This is a genomic window from Pseudomonas sp. LBUM1679 (assembly GCF_059695565.1).
In genome coordinates, this window is record NZ_CP166774.1 from 3,077,289 (window position 1) to 3,094,688 (window position 17,400).

The window sequence follows — 17,400 nt, forward strand, 5'->3', positions numbered from 1 at the left end:
CATCGGAGAAACCTATGAAACAAACAACACATGTAAACAGCTACTACGCCGCCACCCGCAACTTCACCGGCGACTTCCCGGTACTCGAACACGCGGTCGACTGCGACGTCTGCGTAATCGGTGCCGGCTACACCGGCCTGTCCTCGGCCCTGTTCCTCGCCGAAGCCGGCTACAGCGTCACCGTCCTCGAAGCCGCCAAAGTCGGGTTCGGCGCCAGCGGTCGCAACGGCGGCCAACTGGTCAATTCCTACAGCCGCGACGTCGACGTCATCGAAGAACGCTACGGCGACAAGACCGCCGAAGTCCTCGGCAGCATGATCTTCGAAGGCGCCGACATCATCCGTCAGCGCATACAGCACTACGACATCCAGTGCGACTACCGTCCGGGCGGCATCTTCGCCGCGCTGAATAAAAAGCAACTCAAAGGCCTGGCCGAGCAGAAAAGCAGCTGGGAACGCTACGGCAATAAAAACCTGAAAATGCTCGACGCCGCCGAGATCAAGCGCGAAGTCGGTTGCGACAACTACGTCGGCGGCCTGCTCGACCTGCAGGGCGGCCACATCCACCCGCTGAACCTGGCCCTCGGCGAAGCCTCGGCCATCATCGGCCTCGGCGGCAAAATCTACGAACAGTCCGCTGCCGTGGAAATCACCTACGGCGAACCGATCACCGTACGCACCGCCAAAGGCCTGGTCCGCGCCAAATACCTGCTGATCGCCGGCAACGCCTACCTGCCGCAAGACCTCGACAACCGCGTCACGCGCAAAAGCATGCCGTGCGGCTCGCAAATCGTCGTCACCGAACCGTTGTCGGAGAAGGTGGCGCGCAGCCTGATCAAAAACAACTACTGCGTCGAAGACTGCAACTACCTGCTCGACTACTACCGCCTCACGGCCGACAACCGCCTGCTGTACGGCGGCGGCGTGGTCTACGGTGCCCGCGAACCGGACGACATCGAACAGCTGATCAAGCCAAAAATCATCAAGACTTTCCCGCAGCTCAAGGACGTGAAGATCGACTACCGCTGGACCGGCAACTTCCTGCTGACCATGTCGCGCATGCCGCAATTCGGCCGTATCGAGAAAAACGCCTACTACATGCAAGGCTACAGCGGCCACGGCGTCACCTGCTCGCACCTGGCCGGCAAACTCATCAGCGAAATGATCCGCGGCGACGCCGAACGCTTCGATGCTTTCGCATCGTTGCCGCACATGCCCATGCTCGGCGGCCGCACCTTCCAGGCCCCGCTGACCGCCATGGGCGCCGCGTACTACGCGCTGCGTGACCGGTTCGGCATCTAAGCCCGGCACAGAAAAAGTGCTAACACCACCGATCGAAACTGTGGGAGCGAGCTTGCTCGCGATGAGGCCAAATCAGCCAACATTGATGTAGCTGACACACCGCCATCGCGAGCAAGCTCGCTCCCACAGGAGATCACCGGTGCACACAAGCCCAACTAATACCCGAGATCAAATGTGGGAGCGAGCTTGCTCGCGATGACGCCAAATCAGCCGCCATCAATGCCGCGTGACACACTGCCATGACGAGCACAACACTTGTATACAACCAGCACCAACCTGTGGGAGTGAGCCTGCTCGCGAAGGGGCTACAGCAGCCGATATTGATCTCGCCTGACCCACCGCCATCGCCAACAAGCTTGCGCCTACAGCAACACCCCCAAACGTGATTTAATACCCGACTTTCACATATCCGGGACAGGGAAGCGGTACCTTCGCGGCCAAAAGTCGCCCGCCATCCACCCCCATAACCCTTAAGTATTTCTTCGCATAAGGCTGTCATGGACACGGGCTCACGACTCAAACTAGTACGCGAAAGCTACAAACTCTCCCAGCGCGAGCTGGCCCGGCGTAGCGGCGTCACCAATGCCACCATCTCCCTGATCGAACAGAATCGCGTCAGCCCCTCCGTCAGCTCCCTGAAAAAACTGCTCGAAGGCATACCGATGTCTCTGGCGGACTTCTTTACCTTTGATCAGCCGCCGCGTGAGCATCAGTACGTGTTTCGGGCTAATGAACAGCCGGATCTTGGGCGTCATGGTTTGCGGTTGTTGTTGATTGGGGCTTCGGTGCCGAGTCGGCAGATGCGGTTGCTGCGTGAGCAGTACGCACCTGGGGCGAGTTCGGGGGAAGAGCCGATTGTGCATTCGGAAGGGGAGGAGTGTGGGCTTGTCACCCGGGGCACCGTTGAGCTCACCGTTGATGGGCAGATTAGCGTGCTGAACGCCGGGGATGGGTACTACTTTCCGACGACGTTGCCGCATCGGTTTCGGAATATCGGGGCGGATGAGGCTGAGATCATCAGTGCGAATACGCCAGCGAATTTTTGATTAATTAAATAATTCAGTGCCCCTGTATTGGATGCAGGGTCCTGAAGATTTTGAATGTTGTACTTATAATGGATTATGCATTGATGGATATTAGAACAATTCGCTATTACCTCATGGCATGGTTTTTGGTCTTCGCCTGTGCAGCTTTTTATACCGTGATACTTATGTTTGGGTTAATGCAGGTAATAACCCTGGAAGACAAATACTTCAATGCAGTCGGAATTTCAATTTACGTGGTTCTTTGCATTCTCGGCTTATGCTACTACGTTCCAATGCTACGGAAAACGGAGCTCGATGAGACGTTGAACGGCAGGTACACCAGTGTGCGAGCTTCCAGGATCGGCATCTTCATCTTTGCTTCAGTTGGGACCATAGTTTCTATCCCTTCGATAGACAAGGTAAAATTCTTGAGTGGTTTACCTCATTGGGGGGCTATAGGGGTTTTATTTTTTGCTTTCGCATGTGCCATGTTTGTTTTTTCTCATTATGTCTGGAAGCCGGGGTATAGACGGTAATCTAGGCACGTCCAGATGCCGCTTGAACTTCGACACGGCGCACCGTGATCACCTCGCCTACCTTGACTTTACGGCGTGGCTTCGCTTTAGCCACAAAGGTTTTGCTGCCATCGAGTGACATCCATACCAATTCACCAGAATCGACACGAAGCACGCTATCGCTCACTGCCAATGCCCGAGCATAAGCAGTCATGGTAGCTATTTTTGCTAGATTAGGAACCTGACGCTCCAGAGCGTCCATTTCTTTTTCCGAGAGCTTCTTCACTTTTACAGTCATTGGGATTCTTCCTATAAATGGAAATGTTGACTGATTTATGTTTACAAATAAATCAGTCACCCTTTTTGCAAAGCTCTTACGCAGTAGCAGCGTTTTCCTTGCTAGAGTCCTCGCCCGTTCTCATCAGTAGCAAAACGAGCGGTTATTTTTTGGCTAAAGCCGATGCGAAGCCGGCTGTAGCCAAACCTGGCCTCGCCAATCCGGCTGCCAAAATAGCCCGTAGCCGAAGCTGTCATACTTTATTTTTTGCAACTTCACCCAGTGCATGAACCAGCGCCGTGTCTCCGGCCTTCATACTTTCAGAAATGTAAGCAGCCATGATTTCCGGATTGTCGAAAAAATGGGAAGCTTTGTGACGACTTGTGCTAGAAGTGTCGAGGTTGAGGATAGGCATATCCTCGGGATTGAATGTCGTTTCTCTCATGTCATTTACCTGTCAGATTACCGAGGATCTTTTTAGCTCACGCTTTCAGTGAGCATCGTATGGTCGGTCGTCCTGGTGCGCACAGAGTACTTGAGGTCAGACCTAGGTAAGGAGTTATGTGGTAACAAAAACCCGCATGACCGCGGGTTTTTTTGATTGGGAGTCGGTCACCGACCTTTGGAAGTATCAAACTCACGCTGCTCAATCACCCGAAACACATCGCTAACATCCTGGACCAAAATCCGAGCGATGTTGGTGACGGTGTTGATGTCGTTTTCGGCGTAGTCGGGGAGGCTGGTGCAGGCCATGAGGTGCAGGTATTTGAGGACGGCGTTCAGGCGTTCGCTGACGCAGTTATGGAGTTCGCGGAGCGGGGCGTCGCTGTCGATGAGCAGGACGGGGTAGTCGGTGGCGAATTGGGACATTGGGGTGAAGCGGCGAGGCGGGTTGTTCATTGTCATTGGATAAGATTCTTTATGAAGGGAATGAACAGCCACCTTTTTGCTGCGAAACAAAATGGGTGGCGATCTGGGCACGTTTAAAAATGCGGCAGGGATTGGTTCGGCTTCGCCGCCCAGCGGGAGCAAGTTCCCTCGCCACAAAGGGTAAATTCCTACACGATTTTCGGACGTCAAAATCAAAAGATCGCAGTCTTCGGCAGCTCCTGCGCTGATTGAGTGTTGGCTGCCGATTGGGGCGATGAATGCCGCTCATGGCACTGTTGTCGGACGGATGTCTTGGCCTGTCACTAAAGCTGCGTTGGGCATTCGGCCAAGGGTGCGTTCATATTCAACCTGCGCCGTCTGTTCGGAAAAACTCCCCCGCCCATCTCGACACCCACCACGGTAACCACGCTATTCCCAATGGTTGCAGATCGCGTCAGCCATGGACATAAACCGGTATACCCCGATTTTTCGCAGGAGGCGCGGCGGGAAACTTTACCGAGAGGCGGGTACCAGGACGTTGAGGATTTCGTCCTTGATGTGCTTCATGAATCGCCACAGGCTGAACCCGGACAGTCGGCATATCGCACCCAGAATCACCAGGATATTAGAAGGCGACCACCACGTAGAACATCACCACCATATTGGCTAGTGACATCGGCACTGCACTGCCGTTACTGCAGACGGCGTAGGCCCCAGAGCCAAAGGCGCCGAGTGGGACAAGCTTCTTGATCAGGTTGATGAATTCGAGGCTTTGATTGAATCTGGTTATGGCAATAAAGAAGCGCGTTTTTGTCCAGCCTGAATCCGGCTTATCATCAGCCCATCTTCGACGGTATGGCATTCTGCCTTCGCGACCACTACCATCCGCGCGTTGCGACCATTTCGGACGCTCAAACGGATTCACGGTATGGACGCCTCCGCGCAGCTTGAAGCCTTACGCACCAGTAACGATTTCACCTCGCTTATCCGCTATACAAATGTATTTGATCTGTTCAAAGTAATGGGTGTAAGCACTAAGGAACTGGTTCACTCCAATATCCTGGCAGCGTTCATGAATGAGCATGAGGCTCATGGCCTGGGTGCGTTGTTCAGGGATGCTTACGTGGCTTCTCTCTTTCAATGCCCTAACACCGGACCGTCGCTGTCACAGCAAGTGCTGGAAAGCACTAGAGGTGCTAAGGCAAAGGTCTCACGAGAGCTAGCGCACATCGACGTGTTGCTGGATTTCCCGGCCCTGCGCTTCGTCATTGCAATCGAAAACAAAATTTGGGCTGCAGATCAGCGCGAGCAGGTCGCACGCTACCAACAGGCGCTGTGCGAGCTTTACCCTCATTATGAGTCCCGTGCGCTGGTGTACCTGACTCCAACCGGTCGCGAATCCCCGACCCTTGATTCGGACTCCAGTGTGCCGGTCTACTTTCAATCCTATGGGCAATTGGCGGCTCTGCTAGGTCGATATCAGCCCGCGGATAATCCTCCTGCCGCACATTTCATCGATCAGTTCATCTCCCATGTTGAGAAGACCATGTCCGGTAACACGGAGCTGAATCAACTGTGCTGGGGCATATTCGAACAGAACGAGGAGGCCTACGAACACCTCGTTAAACACCACGAATACTGCAAGGCACGCAAGATGGATGAGCTCTTTGCCAGGCTACAGGTGCGATTGGCACGGGACAGCTTGTTCGCCGAGTGGGCTGACCTGATGGAGACAAAGTTCTCTGCGAGAGCGGACAAGCAACAGTACGACTTGGATGTCCGTTTGCGGACTTGGCCGCAGGGGGTGTGGGTTAAAGTCTATAAGCACACATGGCTTGGTGTGTTTCCGTTTTTCCGTGGCGGTGATCGGGACGCTCTTATGCAGCGTCTTCCTTCGTTTACACAGCCTGCCCGCGCCGTCCCGGATTGGACTGATCTTTACTTTGCTTCTACTCGCTTCCTGATCAAGGATGATCGCTGCGTAATCGCCCAAGGTGACAAAGCAGGTGAAAGCCATCTCAATGACGCACTGACTAAAGTTCACGATTGCATTGAGGAGATCAATCGGGCGTTGGAGGCCACTGCTTAAACGGATAGGGATGGTTCCCGCTCAACGTCTCGCGGCACTGATCGCGGTATCGACATACCAATTCGACCCATGACTGTAGTTGAGCATTCATCAGAAACTGTCGGTGCCATGACAAATAGGGCTTTGTTTCAAAACTGGCGCCACCCACCAAAGCCCTGAATCATCAGGGCTCAGCTCTTTGAATTTACGGGTTCCAAGATCCTTACCGCACACCGTCCGACGTTATTGTCTGGCCTGTGGGGAATTGGGATTGTGTTCGGTGTGTTTCGGCCCGGCCAATGCCCATGCCACCACCCCAAACAGCGGTACAAACACGATCACCACGATCCACAAAAGCTTGTTGCTCGATTTGCCCTGGGCTTTACGCACCCGATTGATCGCCCACAACTCGACCAGCAAAAGCACTGCCGCGAGTACGACCCAGATTGTTTCGATTTGCATTAGCCACCTCCTGATAGTCATTCAGTTAGGTGCGCACGGGCGGGCAGGGTTCATTTTATTGGGCATTTTTGACTTCGCGGGAAATGTCCTACAGCTCAAGGCCGGAACAGAATAGGACGGGTCTGATTCTGCTTTCCAAGCATATTTCTACAGGCAATGACTGAGTTAAAACGCCGTACATTCACTCCTGAAAAAAATAGAAAAGTGATTCCATCACCTGGGAGAGGACGCATGGCGTTTGATGCATTTGTCAAAATCGAAGGCATTCCCGGCGAAGCCCTGGATGAAACATACCGCGACTGGATCGAGGTCAGTGGATACAGCTTTGGCACTCATCAAAGCACCTCGGCAACCGCCAGCTCCAGTGGCGGCGCGAGCTCTGGGCGTACGACGCTGAGTAACTTCACGTTCACCAAAGTATTGGATAAATCCAGCTGCAAGCTGATGGAGGCCAGTTGTGCTGGCGAGCATCTGAAGGAGGTCAGTCTGGTACTGAGCCGAGCGGGTGGTGAGAAGCTCAAATACTTCGAGATTATTCTCGAAGAGGTCATTATTTCCGACTACGCGCAAAATGCCTCCGCCGGCATTCCGGTGGAAATCGTGCAACTGAATTATGGTCGGATCAAAACCATCTACACCCAGCAAAAACGCAGTGATGGGGCTGGTGGCGGCAACATTGCGGGCGGCTGGGATCGCATCAGCAACAAAAAATATTCGTGAGGCTGAAATGGCAGAGCCTCTAGCGTTTATCAATTCTCGAACCCAGACTTACGAGTCGCTGAAGACTCAATTGGGTCTGACGGGGGTCTCCAAAAGCAAGTTCGATGCACTCAACAGCCACATCGCCAACACGGTGGTGCTGGCCGGCGAGCTCGTTATCCTCGGCGACGCGTCCACTTCATCCAGTACGAGTCAAGAGGCGTACTTGATGGCCAAAGCGCGCGATATCCATATTGGTCTGTTGACGAACCAGGTCGACGCTGACGACTTTTTCCTGGACAACTTCGATCTGCTGAAGGAAGTGCTCACCTACAGTGCAATTGGCGCCGGGGTCGTCAGTGACGGGTGGAGCAAGCATATGGCAGCGATCGGGAAAACCCTGGAAGAGATCGAGCAGCTGCATAAGGAGTTTCTGCGTACAGGATCAGAAACCGCCAGGAAAAAGTTTTTAGCCGAGCGCGCCATCTTGTTCGGCAAGCTGGAGGGACAGCTTGCAAGGGCAGCCTCTTATGGTTCAGGACTTCGCCATCATGGCTCGATAAAAAGACTGCTAGGTATTTCGACCAAGCGCTATTTGCATACGGGTGAGATTGCCGGGTATGCGGAAAAAGTCGACGGCGTTGCCAAGGCTGCGAAATTGATCAAGAGCGGAACCTATATCGGCACGGCGCTGACGGTCGCTTCGTCCGGGCTGGCGATCAGGAACGCGTGTGCGCAGGGGCGGGAAGATCAGTGTACGAAGGCGAGGTATGTAGAGGGCTCTTCCTTGGTTGGCAGCTTGACGGGGGGCGTTTATGGGGGATTATTAGGAGGTTATACAGCAACACTCGGCTGCGTTGTTGTCCTTGGAATAGCCAGTGGAGGCCCCGGTGCGCTGGTGTGCGGCGTGGTAGGCGGCGCAATAGGGGGGGTGGCGGGTGGAAAGGTGCTGGGTGGCGCTGGCGGAATCTTGGGGGAATTCCTGTATGAAGAAATTGCGCAATGAGCTATGTACCGATCGGTTTGATATTACTCTTTCTCTTTGCGCCTCTGATTCTTACAGAGATATGGTTGATTTACATGATTCACCGTTTCACAGAAAAAGCTGAATCATTTTTGCCCAAAAGTACTTTCGTCGAAGCAAATAGAGCGGCGTATTCGCAAGCGGGGTTTATTGGAAAAGGTATGCGCAACGGTTTTCTTACCTTGGTCCTGATGATTCCAGGCCCGTGTGCGAGGAGAGGGATTGTTGATATCACCGAAGCCAAAAATTTTCCGAAAGACTTGAAGCGGATATTGTTTGTGTCGTGGGGATCGTGTTTTGTTTTTTTTATCTCACTGATGGTGTTTGGCCTCTATCTTCGTTGCACCGACCAGCCAGCTGTATTTTGAGAAAGGTTTAATGACTATTTGTGCCGAAGGGTTAGCTCCTACAAGGGTTGGGTTGATGGCTTGCTAGCGATGGCGTTTTGAGAACGTCTTCGCCGGCAAGCCTGGCTCCTACAGGGGTTGTGTGTGCTTCAGTTATAGGCTGTTAGCCAGTTTTCCGGTTGAGAGGCGGCGTTTGTAGGCGGTGTCGCGGTTGGCTAGCCAGAAGTACCAGCAGAAATCCCGGTTGCGATAGGCGCGAGGAGGGCGGTCGTGGGCGCCAACCGAGAGGTAGACTTTTTTGCCGGCACGCTGCAATTCATCGGCGATCTGCACGCCGGACGAGCCAGCGCCGACCACGAGCACAGCACCTTCGGGCAGTTGCGCCGGATTGCGGTAGTCAGCGGAATGGATCTGCAGGAAGGGCTGATCTTTCGGTGCAATCGGCGGGATGACCGGACGCTGGAAGGGTCCGGTGGCGGCCACTACACGGTTGGCCTCGATCACGCCTTCGGAGGTTTGAATGGTGAAGCCCGGGCGACCGACGTTGCGCTCGACCTTCTTCACTTCCACGCCGGTGCGGATCGGTGCCTTGAACTTCTTCGCGTAGGCTTCGAAATAATCGGCGACCCGCTCTTTCGGGGCAAAGCCGTCGGGGCTGATGTCGTCAAACTCGAGACCGGGAAAACGGTCGTGCCAGGCCGGACCATTGGCCACCAGCGAATCCCAGCGCCCGGTGCGCCAGCGCTCGGCGATACGGCTGCGCTCCAGCACCAGGTGCGGCACTCCGAGTTTGCTCAGGTGTTCACTCATGGCCACGCCAGCCTGACCGGCGCCAACAATCAGCGTATCTGTTTTTATTGTGTCAGTGGTCATCTCTATGCCCTTCGAAGTTGGAGTTAGGTCGCTAACGGCCTGCCATTTCTTGGGCTCAAGACTAGGGATCACCCTGGTATCGGTAAAATATTATTAAGCTGACATTTGAGTATAAATAACTGATGCAGAGGCTTCGGGCCGGCGTATATGCTCGCTGCGATTTCAAAACTTATCGTTGAGTCGAGCTGATAATGGACAGATGGACGCTGCACTGGCTGGAAGCCTCAGGGAGCCTTGGCAAATGTCGCGCCGAGGTGATCGGCGAATTCGAAGCGGCCTGCAAGTCGGTCTCGCGTCTGGTCACCCCTCCACGACTTGATGTGTTGCTCCAGCGCCTGCCTGGCGAAACCATTCCTGAAATGGGCCTGATGGGACGAGCGTATCGAAGCACTATGTTCTCGATGACCCTCGATCCGGATAACCCGAATTGGTTGCCGAGCCTGCGCAGCGGCGCGTTGCATCGGCAGATCGTCCATGAGGTCCATCATTGTTTGCGCATGGCGGGGCCTGGCTACGGCTGGACGCTGGGTGAAGCCTTGGTCAGCGAGGGACTGGCCGGGCAGTTTGTCCGCCATTTGCTCGGCAGCGACCCGGAGCCCTGGGAGGATGCCGTCAGCTGCGCCGATCTTCTACGCGCTCCGGCAGACCTGAAGGCGCTTGAGTCGACGTACTACAACCACAGTGAATGGTTCTTCGGAACCGGCACTCAGCCAAAATGGCTGGGTTATACGCTCGGTTATCAGATGGTCGGACGCTGGCTGGCGTCGGTTGGCGACATCGATGCGGCCACCTGGATCAATATACCCGCCGCCGATATTGTCGCCTCGGCGCTTGAGGAAGGTTATGTGTTGCACAAGCCCTGAGCCCTGACCCGGTAAGTCGCAGAGGGCTCAAGCGCCCCGTCAAAGTGACCTATCATCAAGGCATTCAAGCCCGGGTGGTGGAACTGGCGGACCTGGAAGAGAACAGCGATTTATCGCGGATTGAACAGCCGTCCTGGGACGATCTTGAGCGCATTGAAAAGTATCGACGGGCGATTGGCATACTGCGCTTGTAACGTTACGGAATTACAAGGCGTGCTTGGCCAGAGTCGCCTTGAGCGCCTCGGTGACCAGAGCAATCAGGATGGGTTCGGATTTCGCCTGCATCTCCCCACCGATAGCGGATTGCTGTGCTTTCACTTTGCCCATGTATTTCGATGCACGACCTTCAGCCGCGAGTGATGACAACTCCTTTGCAGAGAATGACTTTCCATAGGCCTGCGCAAGGTTTTCGTCCCAGTCAGCCTGATACTGCGGCAGCAATGCGTTGATTTGCTCAGCCACGGCACTGGTTGCACCGGTGCTTCCCAGCTTTGAAGCGATCATCGCGTAGGTGACCGTTCTCTGCGCCGTCATCAGTGCAAGCGCGGGAAGATTACTGCCCATGTTTGCCTTGGCTACGAGTGTGCGAGCGGCATCAAGAGAGGGGGCTTCAGCAAACACTGGACTTGCCAGCGCGAATAACAGGGTCAATGCGATTGCAGCAGAGGAAATCCTTTTCACAATTTGACTCCGGAGGAGGATTCGACGCGATTATGCATGATACTGAATCAGTAGGTTGCGGGATGAGCATGCGCTAGCCGCAGCGTTGCCCCTTTCGATCCGGCGCCTCAATGGGTGCGCGGGCTCGCTCCCCGATAACCTGCCATTGACCAGACTGGTACTGACGAACATTTTGAGGTCGAAATCTGACACGTCTCGTTGATCCCTGACGCCGACAATCCGCCTTGGTTGCAACAACCTTGAACGCGGTGTGCGGGGATCAATGATGGTTATCAGTGTTTTTGACGAGTCCACGCCTGGATTGCGCACTTCCAGTTCCCCTGCCGGTGAGTCTGATCGACTCCAACCGCCGCCGCCGCCGCTACGCATCGGCTTCTGGCTGATGGAAGCCTTCGATTTTTACACCCTGGCCAATGCGCTGGAACCACTGCGCCTGGCCAACCAGGTGGCCGGGCGGGCGCTTTGCCATTGGCACATGCTCAGCCTGCAAGGAGGGCAACTGCACGCCAGCAACGGCATCGCTACCGCCACGGCGCGACTGGATCAGGCCCAGGCCCTGGATGTGTTGATCCTCTGCGGTGGCGATAGCTTGCCCGCCGATGCGGATCAGCCGGACTTTCGCCAGCCGCTGTGTCACTGGGCCCGGCAGCCGATCAGCCTGGGCGCTTTGGGCCAGGCCGGTTGGCTGCTGGCGCAGATCGGGGCGCTGGACGGCTATCGCTGCAGCTTGCCAGAGCCCGATTCGCTTGCGCCCCAGGCCGCCTTGAATGATTTGACCCCGGTGGCCGCGCCGTTCTGCGTCGATCGCCAACGCCTGACCTGCGTCGGGCCGCAGGACGTTCAAGGGCTGATGCACGAATGGCTCGCCCGCACCCACGGGCGTGGTCTGGTGCTGCGCATGGAAAAACACGCCGCGCGCCAGGCCAGGCCGCTACAGGCCATGCATAACGCGCCGGCACGGCTGCAAGCGGCACTGGCGTTGATGGGCGATCACTTGAGCCGAACCTTGGGTATCGACGAATTGGCGGAGGCTATGGGCATGTCTCGCCGACACCTGGAGCGGTTGTTCAAACGCAGTCTGGGGTGTTCGCCGTCACGGCATTATCTGGATTTGCGCCTGCAGCGGGCGCGTCAGTTGCTGCAGGCCGGCGAGCAATCGATGGTGGAGGTTGTCCACGAGTGCGGGTTTGTCTCGCTGCAACATTTTGCTCGCTGCTATCGCCAGTACTTCGGTGCGCATCCGCGGGAGGATGTGGGAGGGGAATTGCGGGTGATGGCGGGGTGTCAGTCGACCTCTGTTTTGCATGTGCCGGCCCCTTCGCGAGCAAGCTCGCTCCCACACTGACTTGGCGTCGTGCCTCGATCCTGCGATAGACACCGACCCCCTGTAGGAGCGGGCTTGCCCGCGAAGAGGCCAGTCCAGCCGACATCATGTTGAATGCCAGGCTGCCTTCGCTGGCAAGCCACTCCTACAGTGGATTGGTGTCGGGCTCTGGTCCTCTGATCCGCACTTAACCCTGTGGGAGCGGGCTTGCCCGCGAAGAGGCCAGTCCAGCTGACATCGATGTTGAATGCCAGGCTGCCTTCGCTGGCAAGCCAGCTCCTACAGTGGATTGGTGTCGGGCTCTGGTCCTCTGATCCGCACTTAACCCTGTGGGAGCGGGCTTGCCCGCGAAGGGGCCAGCCCAGCTGACATCGATGTTGAATGCCAGGCTGCCTTCGCTGCGGTGCGGCGATCCGACAAGCCAGCTCCTACAGTGATCGTGTGACGCTCTGCCCCAATGCCTCCGTCCGACGGGGGCATTGTTGTTTTTACCGGATGAGTTCTGGGCGCGCTTGCCAAAGAGCGGATCTGACCAACTACAGGTCGGATTCGCACAAAAAACCTCGCTTTGCATCTGTTCGAATGATCTTCAGCGGCCCGCCAGAGTGGCGCCTTCTGTTGCAATCACTGACAAGGATAAATGACATGCAAATGCCGAAAACCATCCAGATCAAGAACGGCGAAAAAGTGACTCCGACCTTCTCGGCTCAGGAATATGCCAATCGCCAGGCCAAATTGCGGGCTTACCTGGCGCAGAATAATATCGACGCGGCGGTCTTCACCTCGTATCACAACATCAACTACTACAGCGATTTCCTGTATTGCTCCTTCGGCCGTCAGTACGCACTGGTGGTGACCCAGGACAGCGCCGTCACCATCAGCGCCAACATCGATGGCGGTCAGCCTTGGCGCCGGACCGTGGGCACTGAAAACATCGTTTACACCGACTGGCAGCGTGACAACTATTTCGTCGCGATCCAGCAAGCCTTGCCCAAGGCCGGGCGGATCGGCATCGAGTTCGATCACCTGAACCTGCTCAATCGCGACAAACTCGCCAGCCGTTACCCGCAGGCCGAACTGGTGGACATCGCGGCGCCCTGCATGCGCATGCGCATGATCAAGTCCGCCGAAGAGCACGCGATCATTCGCCATGGCGCCCGCGTAGCGGACATCGGTGGTGCCGCGATCGTCGAAGCCTTGCGTGACCAGGTGCCGGAATATGAAGTGGCACTGCATGCGACCCAGGCGATGGTGCGCGAAATTGCCCGCACGTTCCCGGACTCCGAGCTGATGGACACCTGGACCTGGTTCCAGTCCGGCATCAACACCGACGGCGCGCATAACCCGGTGACTTCGCGCAAGGTCAACAAGGGCGACATCCTCAGCCTCAATTGCTTCCCGATGATCGCCGGGTACTACACCGCGCTGGAACGTACCCTGTTCCTGGACCACTGTTCCGACGAGCATCTGCGCTTGTGGGAGGTCAACGTCAAGGTGCACGAGGCCGGTCTGAAACTGATCAAGCCGGGCATGCGCTGCTGCGATATCGCGCTGCAACTGAACGAGATTTTCCTGGAGCACGATCTGCTGCAATACCGCACCTTCGGCTACGGCCACTCGTTCGGCACGCTGAGCCATTACTACGGCCGCGAAGCCGGGCTGGAACTGCGCGAAGACATCGACACGGTGCTGGAGCCGGGGATGGTGGTGTCCATCGAGCCGATGATCATGCTGCCCGAAGGCCTGCCGGGCGCCGGTGGTTATCGTGAGCACGACATCCTGATCGTCAACGAGCAGGGCGGGGAAAACATCACCCATTTCCCGTATGGCCCGGAACACAACATCATCAAGAAGTAAGACCGCGCGCCGCACAGTGAGCCTGTGTGGCGAGGGAGCAAGCTCCCTCGCCACAGGTTTCATGCTCACCACAGATTGCTTGTTCGCTTCATGATTTTCTTGCAACTGATGCATACGCGCCCCAGAACGCGCAGCATCTACAGACCCATAACCCTGCCAAGTAAAACAATAGAGGGGTTTTGCCATGATCCACGTCCCGACTGTCCATACCGATAACCGCACCTCTACCACCGGAGGTGCGCAATGAGCACCCAAAGTGCAAGCCTGACGTCCCCCCTGGAACAGCAACGTGAACTGACGTCCGAGCGCAAGGCCTTGCGCCGCGCGGCCAGTGCCAGCTTCATGGGCAACTTCGTCGAGTGGTTCGACTATGCGGCCTATGGCTACCTGGCAACCGTCATCGCCATGACGTTTTTTCCGCAGACCGACAAGGCAACGGCGCTGCTGGCGACCTTCGCGGTCTTCGCGCTGTCGTTTATCGTGCGCCCGTTGGGCGGACTGGTCTGGGGTCACTTTGGTGACAAGTACGGGCGGCGCAGTGCGTTGTCCTGGTCGATTCTGATCATGTCGGTGTCGACCTTCTGCATCGGCATTCTGCCCACCTACAATCATATCGGCCTGTGGGCGCCCGCCTTGTTGTTGCTGATCCGCCTGTTCCAGGGCTTTTCCGCCTCCGGCGAATACGCCGGCGCATCAGCCTTTCTCGCCGAGTACGCCCCCGAGGGCAAGCGCGGTTTGTACACCAGCATCGTTCCGGCGAGTACCGCGGCCGGCTTATTGTTCGGCGCGGTGTTCGTCGCCGGTCTGCATGCCTGGATGAGTGTCGAGGATCTGCACAGCTGGGGCTGGCGCCTGCCGTTTCTGTTGGCGGCGCCGTTCGGCCTGGTGGGGCGGTATATCCGCATGAGTCTGCAGGACACACCCAAGTTCCTGGAGATGGAAAAACGCCTGGAAGCCAAGGAGTGCGCAACCCATGCGCCGGTTCGCGAATTGCTCACCGTGCATCGGCGCAGCGTGATGATCGGGATCGGCGTGACCTGCCTGAACGCGGTGGCCTTCTACCTGCTGCTCAGCTACATGCCCACCTACCTGTCCACCGAAATGGGCATGAGCGAGAGCGATTCGTTCCTGGCCTCGACGGTGTCGCTGGCGACCTATATCGGGTTGATTTTCCTGATGGGCAAGCTGTCGGACCGTTTTGGCCGCAAGACCATGCTGCTGACCGCTTCGGTGCTGTTCCTGGCGCTGACATTCCCGCTGTTCGGCATGCTGGAGAATCAGCCGCTGATGGTGATTCTGATGATCCAGATCGCCTTTGGCGCGATCCTGGCGATGAACGACGGCACCTTGCCGTGCTTCCTCGCCGAGATTTTCCCGACCCGGGTGCGTTTCAGCGGTTTTGCTTTCAGCTTCAATATCGCCAATGCGGTGTTCGGCGGCACCGCGCCGTTTATCGCGACTTGGCTGATTCAGCTGACCGGCAACAAAATGGCGCCTGCCTGGTATCTGCTGGCGGCAGCGGCGGTGGCACTGGTTGCGATGCTGGCGAGTCGGGAAACGGCGCATAAGGCCTTGCAGGACTGAGTCAATCTCCCAACTGTGAACACAGCTTGCCTGCGATGGCGATCTTACGGATGCCATCGCGAGCAAGCTCGCTCCCACAGTGGATGGGTGTCGTGCCGAAGTCTTGTGTACGACAAAGAACCCTGTGGGAGCGGGCTTGCCCGCGAAGGGGATAGTCCAGCCAGCATCAATCTTGAATGTCAGTCCGCCATCGCGGGCAAGCCCGCTCCCACAGTGATTGGGGGCGAGTTATGGTCCTGTGATCGGCACTGAAACCTGTGGGAGCGAGCTTGCTCGCGATGAGGTCAGTCCAGCCGCCATCAATCTTGAGCACCGCCCCACCATCGCAAACAACCGCCCCCTTCACATCAATGCACCGCAGCCACTTGCTTGCGCTCCCCAATAGGCGATACGCCGAAAAACCGGCTGTAGCATTTGGAGAAGTGCGCCGGCGAAACAAAGCCGCACGCCAGGGCGATATCGCGCACTTGCGACTCGCTGCGCAGCAGCAATTGCCGCGCCCGTGACAGGCGCAGTTCCAGGTAGTATTGGCTCGGCGTGCGTTGCAGGTGCTTGTGAAACAGGCGCTCCAGTTGCCGTACCGACACCTCGTTCAACCGCGCGAGCTCTTCGAGGCCCACCGGCTCTTCGAGGTTGGCCTCCATGATCGCCACCATCTGGCTGAGCTTGGGCTGCGAGGTGCCCAGTTTCTGCCGCAACGGCACCCGCTGTTGCTCCCTCGCGCCACGTACCCGATCACACAGCAGCAACTCGGCCGCATGGGCGGCGATGTCCCGGCCGCCCGGTTCGCGGGCAATCAACTGCAGGGTCATGTCCATCGAGGCCACGCCACCGGAGCAGGTGTAGCGATCGCGATCGAGTTCGAACAGCTGGTTGGAAATAATGATCCCCGGGAAACGCTCCTTCAGCGCTTCGATGTCTTCCCAGTGAATGGTGCAGCGATAGCCCTTGAGCAGATCGGCCCGTGCCAGCAAGTGACTGCCGGTGCAAATCCCGCCGAGCGGCACTTGATCGTGCGCCAGCTTGCGCAGCCAATTGAGCAGCGGTCGGCTGCTGTGATTGGAAACGATCGGGTTGGATCCGACCACGAACAGGATGTCGAGCCTGGGTGCATCGGTAATGGCGTAGTCGGGCAGGATCCGCATGCCGTTGCTGGCCGTGACCGGGTCCAGGCTGGCAGCGATGATGACCGTGCGGAACATCGGTTCGCGCGCAGCCATGTTGGCCATGCGCAGGGTCTCCACGGCGGAGGCGAAGCCGATGGTGGTGAAGTTGGGGATGACCAGGAAACCCACGGTTTTCACCGGCCGTTGTTCATTAGCCGAACGTCCTGTAGCGGGTTTCGCCACCTGGAGTTTCGCCATCTCTACCGCTCCTCAACTGTTTGATAGTGACGCGCTCCGGGGCAAGCTGCCGAAAGGTGGCAACGTCATCTCGATTTTATGTGATTAACCCAGCATTCGGGTTACTGGATATTACACCCAGTGCCTGATCAATAGGCATATCGAGACGGGTTATAGCTGTTCAGGAGGGGCGAGGCAGGCGGGGGAAGCGCAAGGCGAAAAAAACGGCCCGCTCCGTGGTGGTAAGCGGGCCGCAAAGAGGTGAAAGTTCAAGCGTCGAGGCGGTT

16 protein-coding genes and 3 pseudogenes are annotated in these 17,400 nt (G+C 56.9%); 11 read left to right on the forward strand and 8 right to left on the reverse strand.

Features of this window, described 5'->3' with window-relative positions:
• The first annotated feature begins 14 nt into the window (after positions 1-14).
• Complete coding sequence (locus tag ACA062_RS14120) at positions 15-1,301, forward strand: NAD(P)/FAD-dependent oxidoreductase (protein ID WP_497456930.1); 1,287 nt, start codon at positions 15-17, stop codon at positions 1,299-1,301.
• Between the two features lie 497 nt (positions 1,302-1,798).
• Complete coding sequence (locus tag ACA062_RS14125) at positions 1,799-2,347, forward strand: cupin domain-containing protein (protein WP_007895886.1); 549 nt, start codon at positions 1,799-1,801, stop codon at positions 2,345-2,347.
• 516 nt (positions 2,348-2,863) lie between these two features.
• Here the strand turns inward: ACA062_RS14125 and ACA062_RS14130 are convergent.
• The 4 genes and pseudogenes from ACA062_RS14130 to ACA062_RS14145 all read right to left on the reverse strand — a co-directional run.
• Positions 2,864-3,139, reverse strand: coding sequence for a hypothetical protein (locus tag ACA062_RS14130; RefSeq protein ID WP_497456931.1), 276 nt, complete (start codon positions 3,137-3,139; stop codon positions 2,864-2,866).
• Positions 3,140-3,371: 232 nt separating this feature from the next.
• On the reverse strand, positions 3,372-3,563 hold the full coding sequence (locus tag ACA062_RS14135) for a hypothetical protein (protein ID WP_497456932.1): 192 nt from the start codon (positions 3,561-3,563) through the stop codon (positions 3,372-3,374).
• 167 nt (positions 3,564-3,730) lie between these two features.
• A complete protein-coding gene (locus ACA062_RS14140) occupies positions 3,731-4,024 on the reverse strand; it encodes a fructose-bisphosphate aldolase (protein ID WP_497456933.1) in 294 nt (97 codons plus the stop codon).
• 249 nt (positions 4,025-4,273) lie between these two features.
• Positions 4,274-4,754 (reverse strand): annotated as a pseudogene (locus ACA062_RS14145) (cation:dicarboxylate symporter family transporter); the annotation flags it as partial.
• A gap of 162 nt (positions 4,755-4,916) precedes the next feature.
• On the opposite strand from ACA062_RS14145, the gene ACA062_RS14150 reads away from it, so the two are divergent.
• A complete protein-coding gene (locus tag ACA062_RS14150; RefSeq protein ID WP_497456934.1) occupies positions 4,917-6,077 on the forward strand; it encodes a PDDEXK-like family protein in 1,161 nt (386 codons plus the stop codon).
• 222 nt (positions 6,078-6,299) lie between these two features.
• On the opposite strand, the gene ACA062_RS14155 is transcribed toward ACA062_RS14150, so the two are convergent.
• Positions 6,300-6,518 (reverse strand): PLD nuclease N-terminal domain-containing protein, encoded by a 219-nt coding sequence (locus ACA062_RS14155; protein WP_497456935.1) that lies wholly within the window; start codon positions 6,516-6,518, stop codon positions 6,300-6,302.
• Between the two features lie 231 nt (positions 6,519-6,749).
• Between ACA062_RS14155 and ACA062_RS14160 the strand changes: the two genes are divergently transcribed.
• Genes ACA062_RS14160 through ACA062_RS14170 form a run of 3 tightly spaced genes read left to right on the forward strand, consistent with a single transcriptional unit; the run spans position 6,750 to position 8,609 of the window.
• Positions 6,750-7,238, forward strand: coding sequence for an Hcp family type VI secretion system effector (locus ACA062_RS14160; RefSeq protein ID WP_497456936.1), 489 nt, complete (start codon positions 6,750-6,752; stop codon positions 7,236-7,238).
• A gap of 7 nt (positions 7,239-7,245) precedes the next feature.
• Positions 7,246-8,223 (forward strand): hypothetical protein, encoded by a 978-nt coding sequence (locus tag ACA062_RS14165; RefSeq protein WP_497457420.1) that lies wholly within the window; start codon positions 7,246-7,248, stop codon positions 8,221-8,223.
• Entirely contained in the window at positions 8,220-8,609 is a 390-nt protein-coding gene (locus ACA062_RS14170) for a hypothetical protein (RefSeq protein ID WP_497456937.1), read from the forward strand. Before ACA062_RS14165 ends, ACA062_RS14170 begins: the two co-directional genes overlap by 4 nt.
• A gap of 204 nt (positions 8,610-8,813) precedes the next feature.
• On the opposite strand, the pseudogene ACA062_RS14175 reads toward ACA062_RS14170, so the two are convergent.
• Positions 8,814-9,461 (reverse strand): annotated as a pseudogene (locus ACA062_RS14175) (flavin-containing monooxygenase); the annotation flags it as partial.
• A 191-nt stretch (positions 9,462-9,652) separates the two neighbouring features.
• On the opposite strand from ACA062_RS14175, the gene ACA062_RS14180 reads away from it, so the two are divergent.
• A complete protein-coding gene (locus tag ACA062_RS14180; protein WP_497456938.1) occupies positions 9,653-10,324 on the forward strand; it encodes a DUF2268 domain-containing putative Zn-dependent protease in 672 nt (223 codons plus the stop codon).
• A 71-nt stretch (positions 10,325-10,395) separates the two neighbouring features.
• Positions 10,396-10,518, forward strand: a pseudogene (locus tag ACA062_RS14185) (GTP pyrophosphokinase); the annotation flags it as partial.
• A 10-nt stretch (positions 10,519-10,528) separates the two neighbouring features.
• Here the strand turns inward: ACA062_RS14185 and ACA062_RS14190 are convergent.
• Positions 10,529-11,005: a hypothetical protein gene (locus tag ACA062_RS14190; RefSeq protein WP_497456939.1), complete on the reverse strand. Its 477-nt coding sequence runs from the start codon at positions 11,003-11,005 to the stop codon at positions 10,529-10,531.
• Positions 11,006-11,267: 262 nt separating this feature from the next.
• On the opposite strand from ACA062_RS14190, the gene ACA062_RS14195 reads away from it, so the two are divergent.
• The 3 genes from ACA062_RS14195 to ACA062_RS14205 all read left to right on the forward strand — a co-directional run bounded on the left by ACA062_RS14195 (position 11,268) and on the right by ACA062_RS14205 (position 15,770).
• Positions 11,268-12,350, forward strand: coding sequence for a GlxA family transcriptional regulator (locus ACA062_RS14195; protein WP_497456940.1), 1,083 nt, complete (start codon positions 11,268-11,270; stop codon positions 12,348-12,350).
• Between the two features lie 624 nt (positions 12,351-12,974).
• Positions 12,975-14,186: a creatinase gene (creA, locus tag ACA062_RS14200; RefSeq protein WP_150797708.1), complete on the forward strand. Its 1,212-nt coding sequence runs from the start codon at positions 12,975-12,977 to the stop codon at positions 14,184-14,186.
• A gap of 243 nt (positions 14,187-14,429) precedes the next feature.
• Positions 14,430-15,770, forward strand: a complete 1,341-nt coding sequence (locus tag ACA062_RS14205) for an MFS transporter (protein WP_497456941.1) — start codon at positions 14,430-14,432, stop codon at positions 15,768-15,770.
• Positions 15,771-16,117: 347 nt separating this feature from the next.
• Here the strand turns inward: ACA062_RS14205 and cahR are convergent, their stop codons facing one another.
• Positions 16,118-17,134: a transcriptional regulator CahA gene (gene cahR / locus ACA062_RS14210; protein ID WP_497456942.1), complete on the reverse strand. Its 1,017-nt coding sequence runs from the start codon at positions 17,132-17,134 to the stop codon at positions 16,118-16,120.
• Between the last annotated feature and the right edge of the window lie 266 nt (positions 17,135-17,400).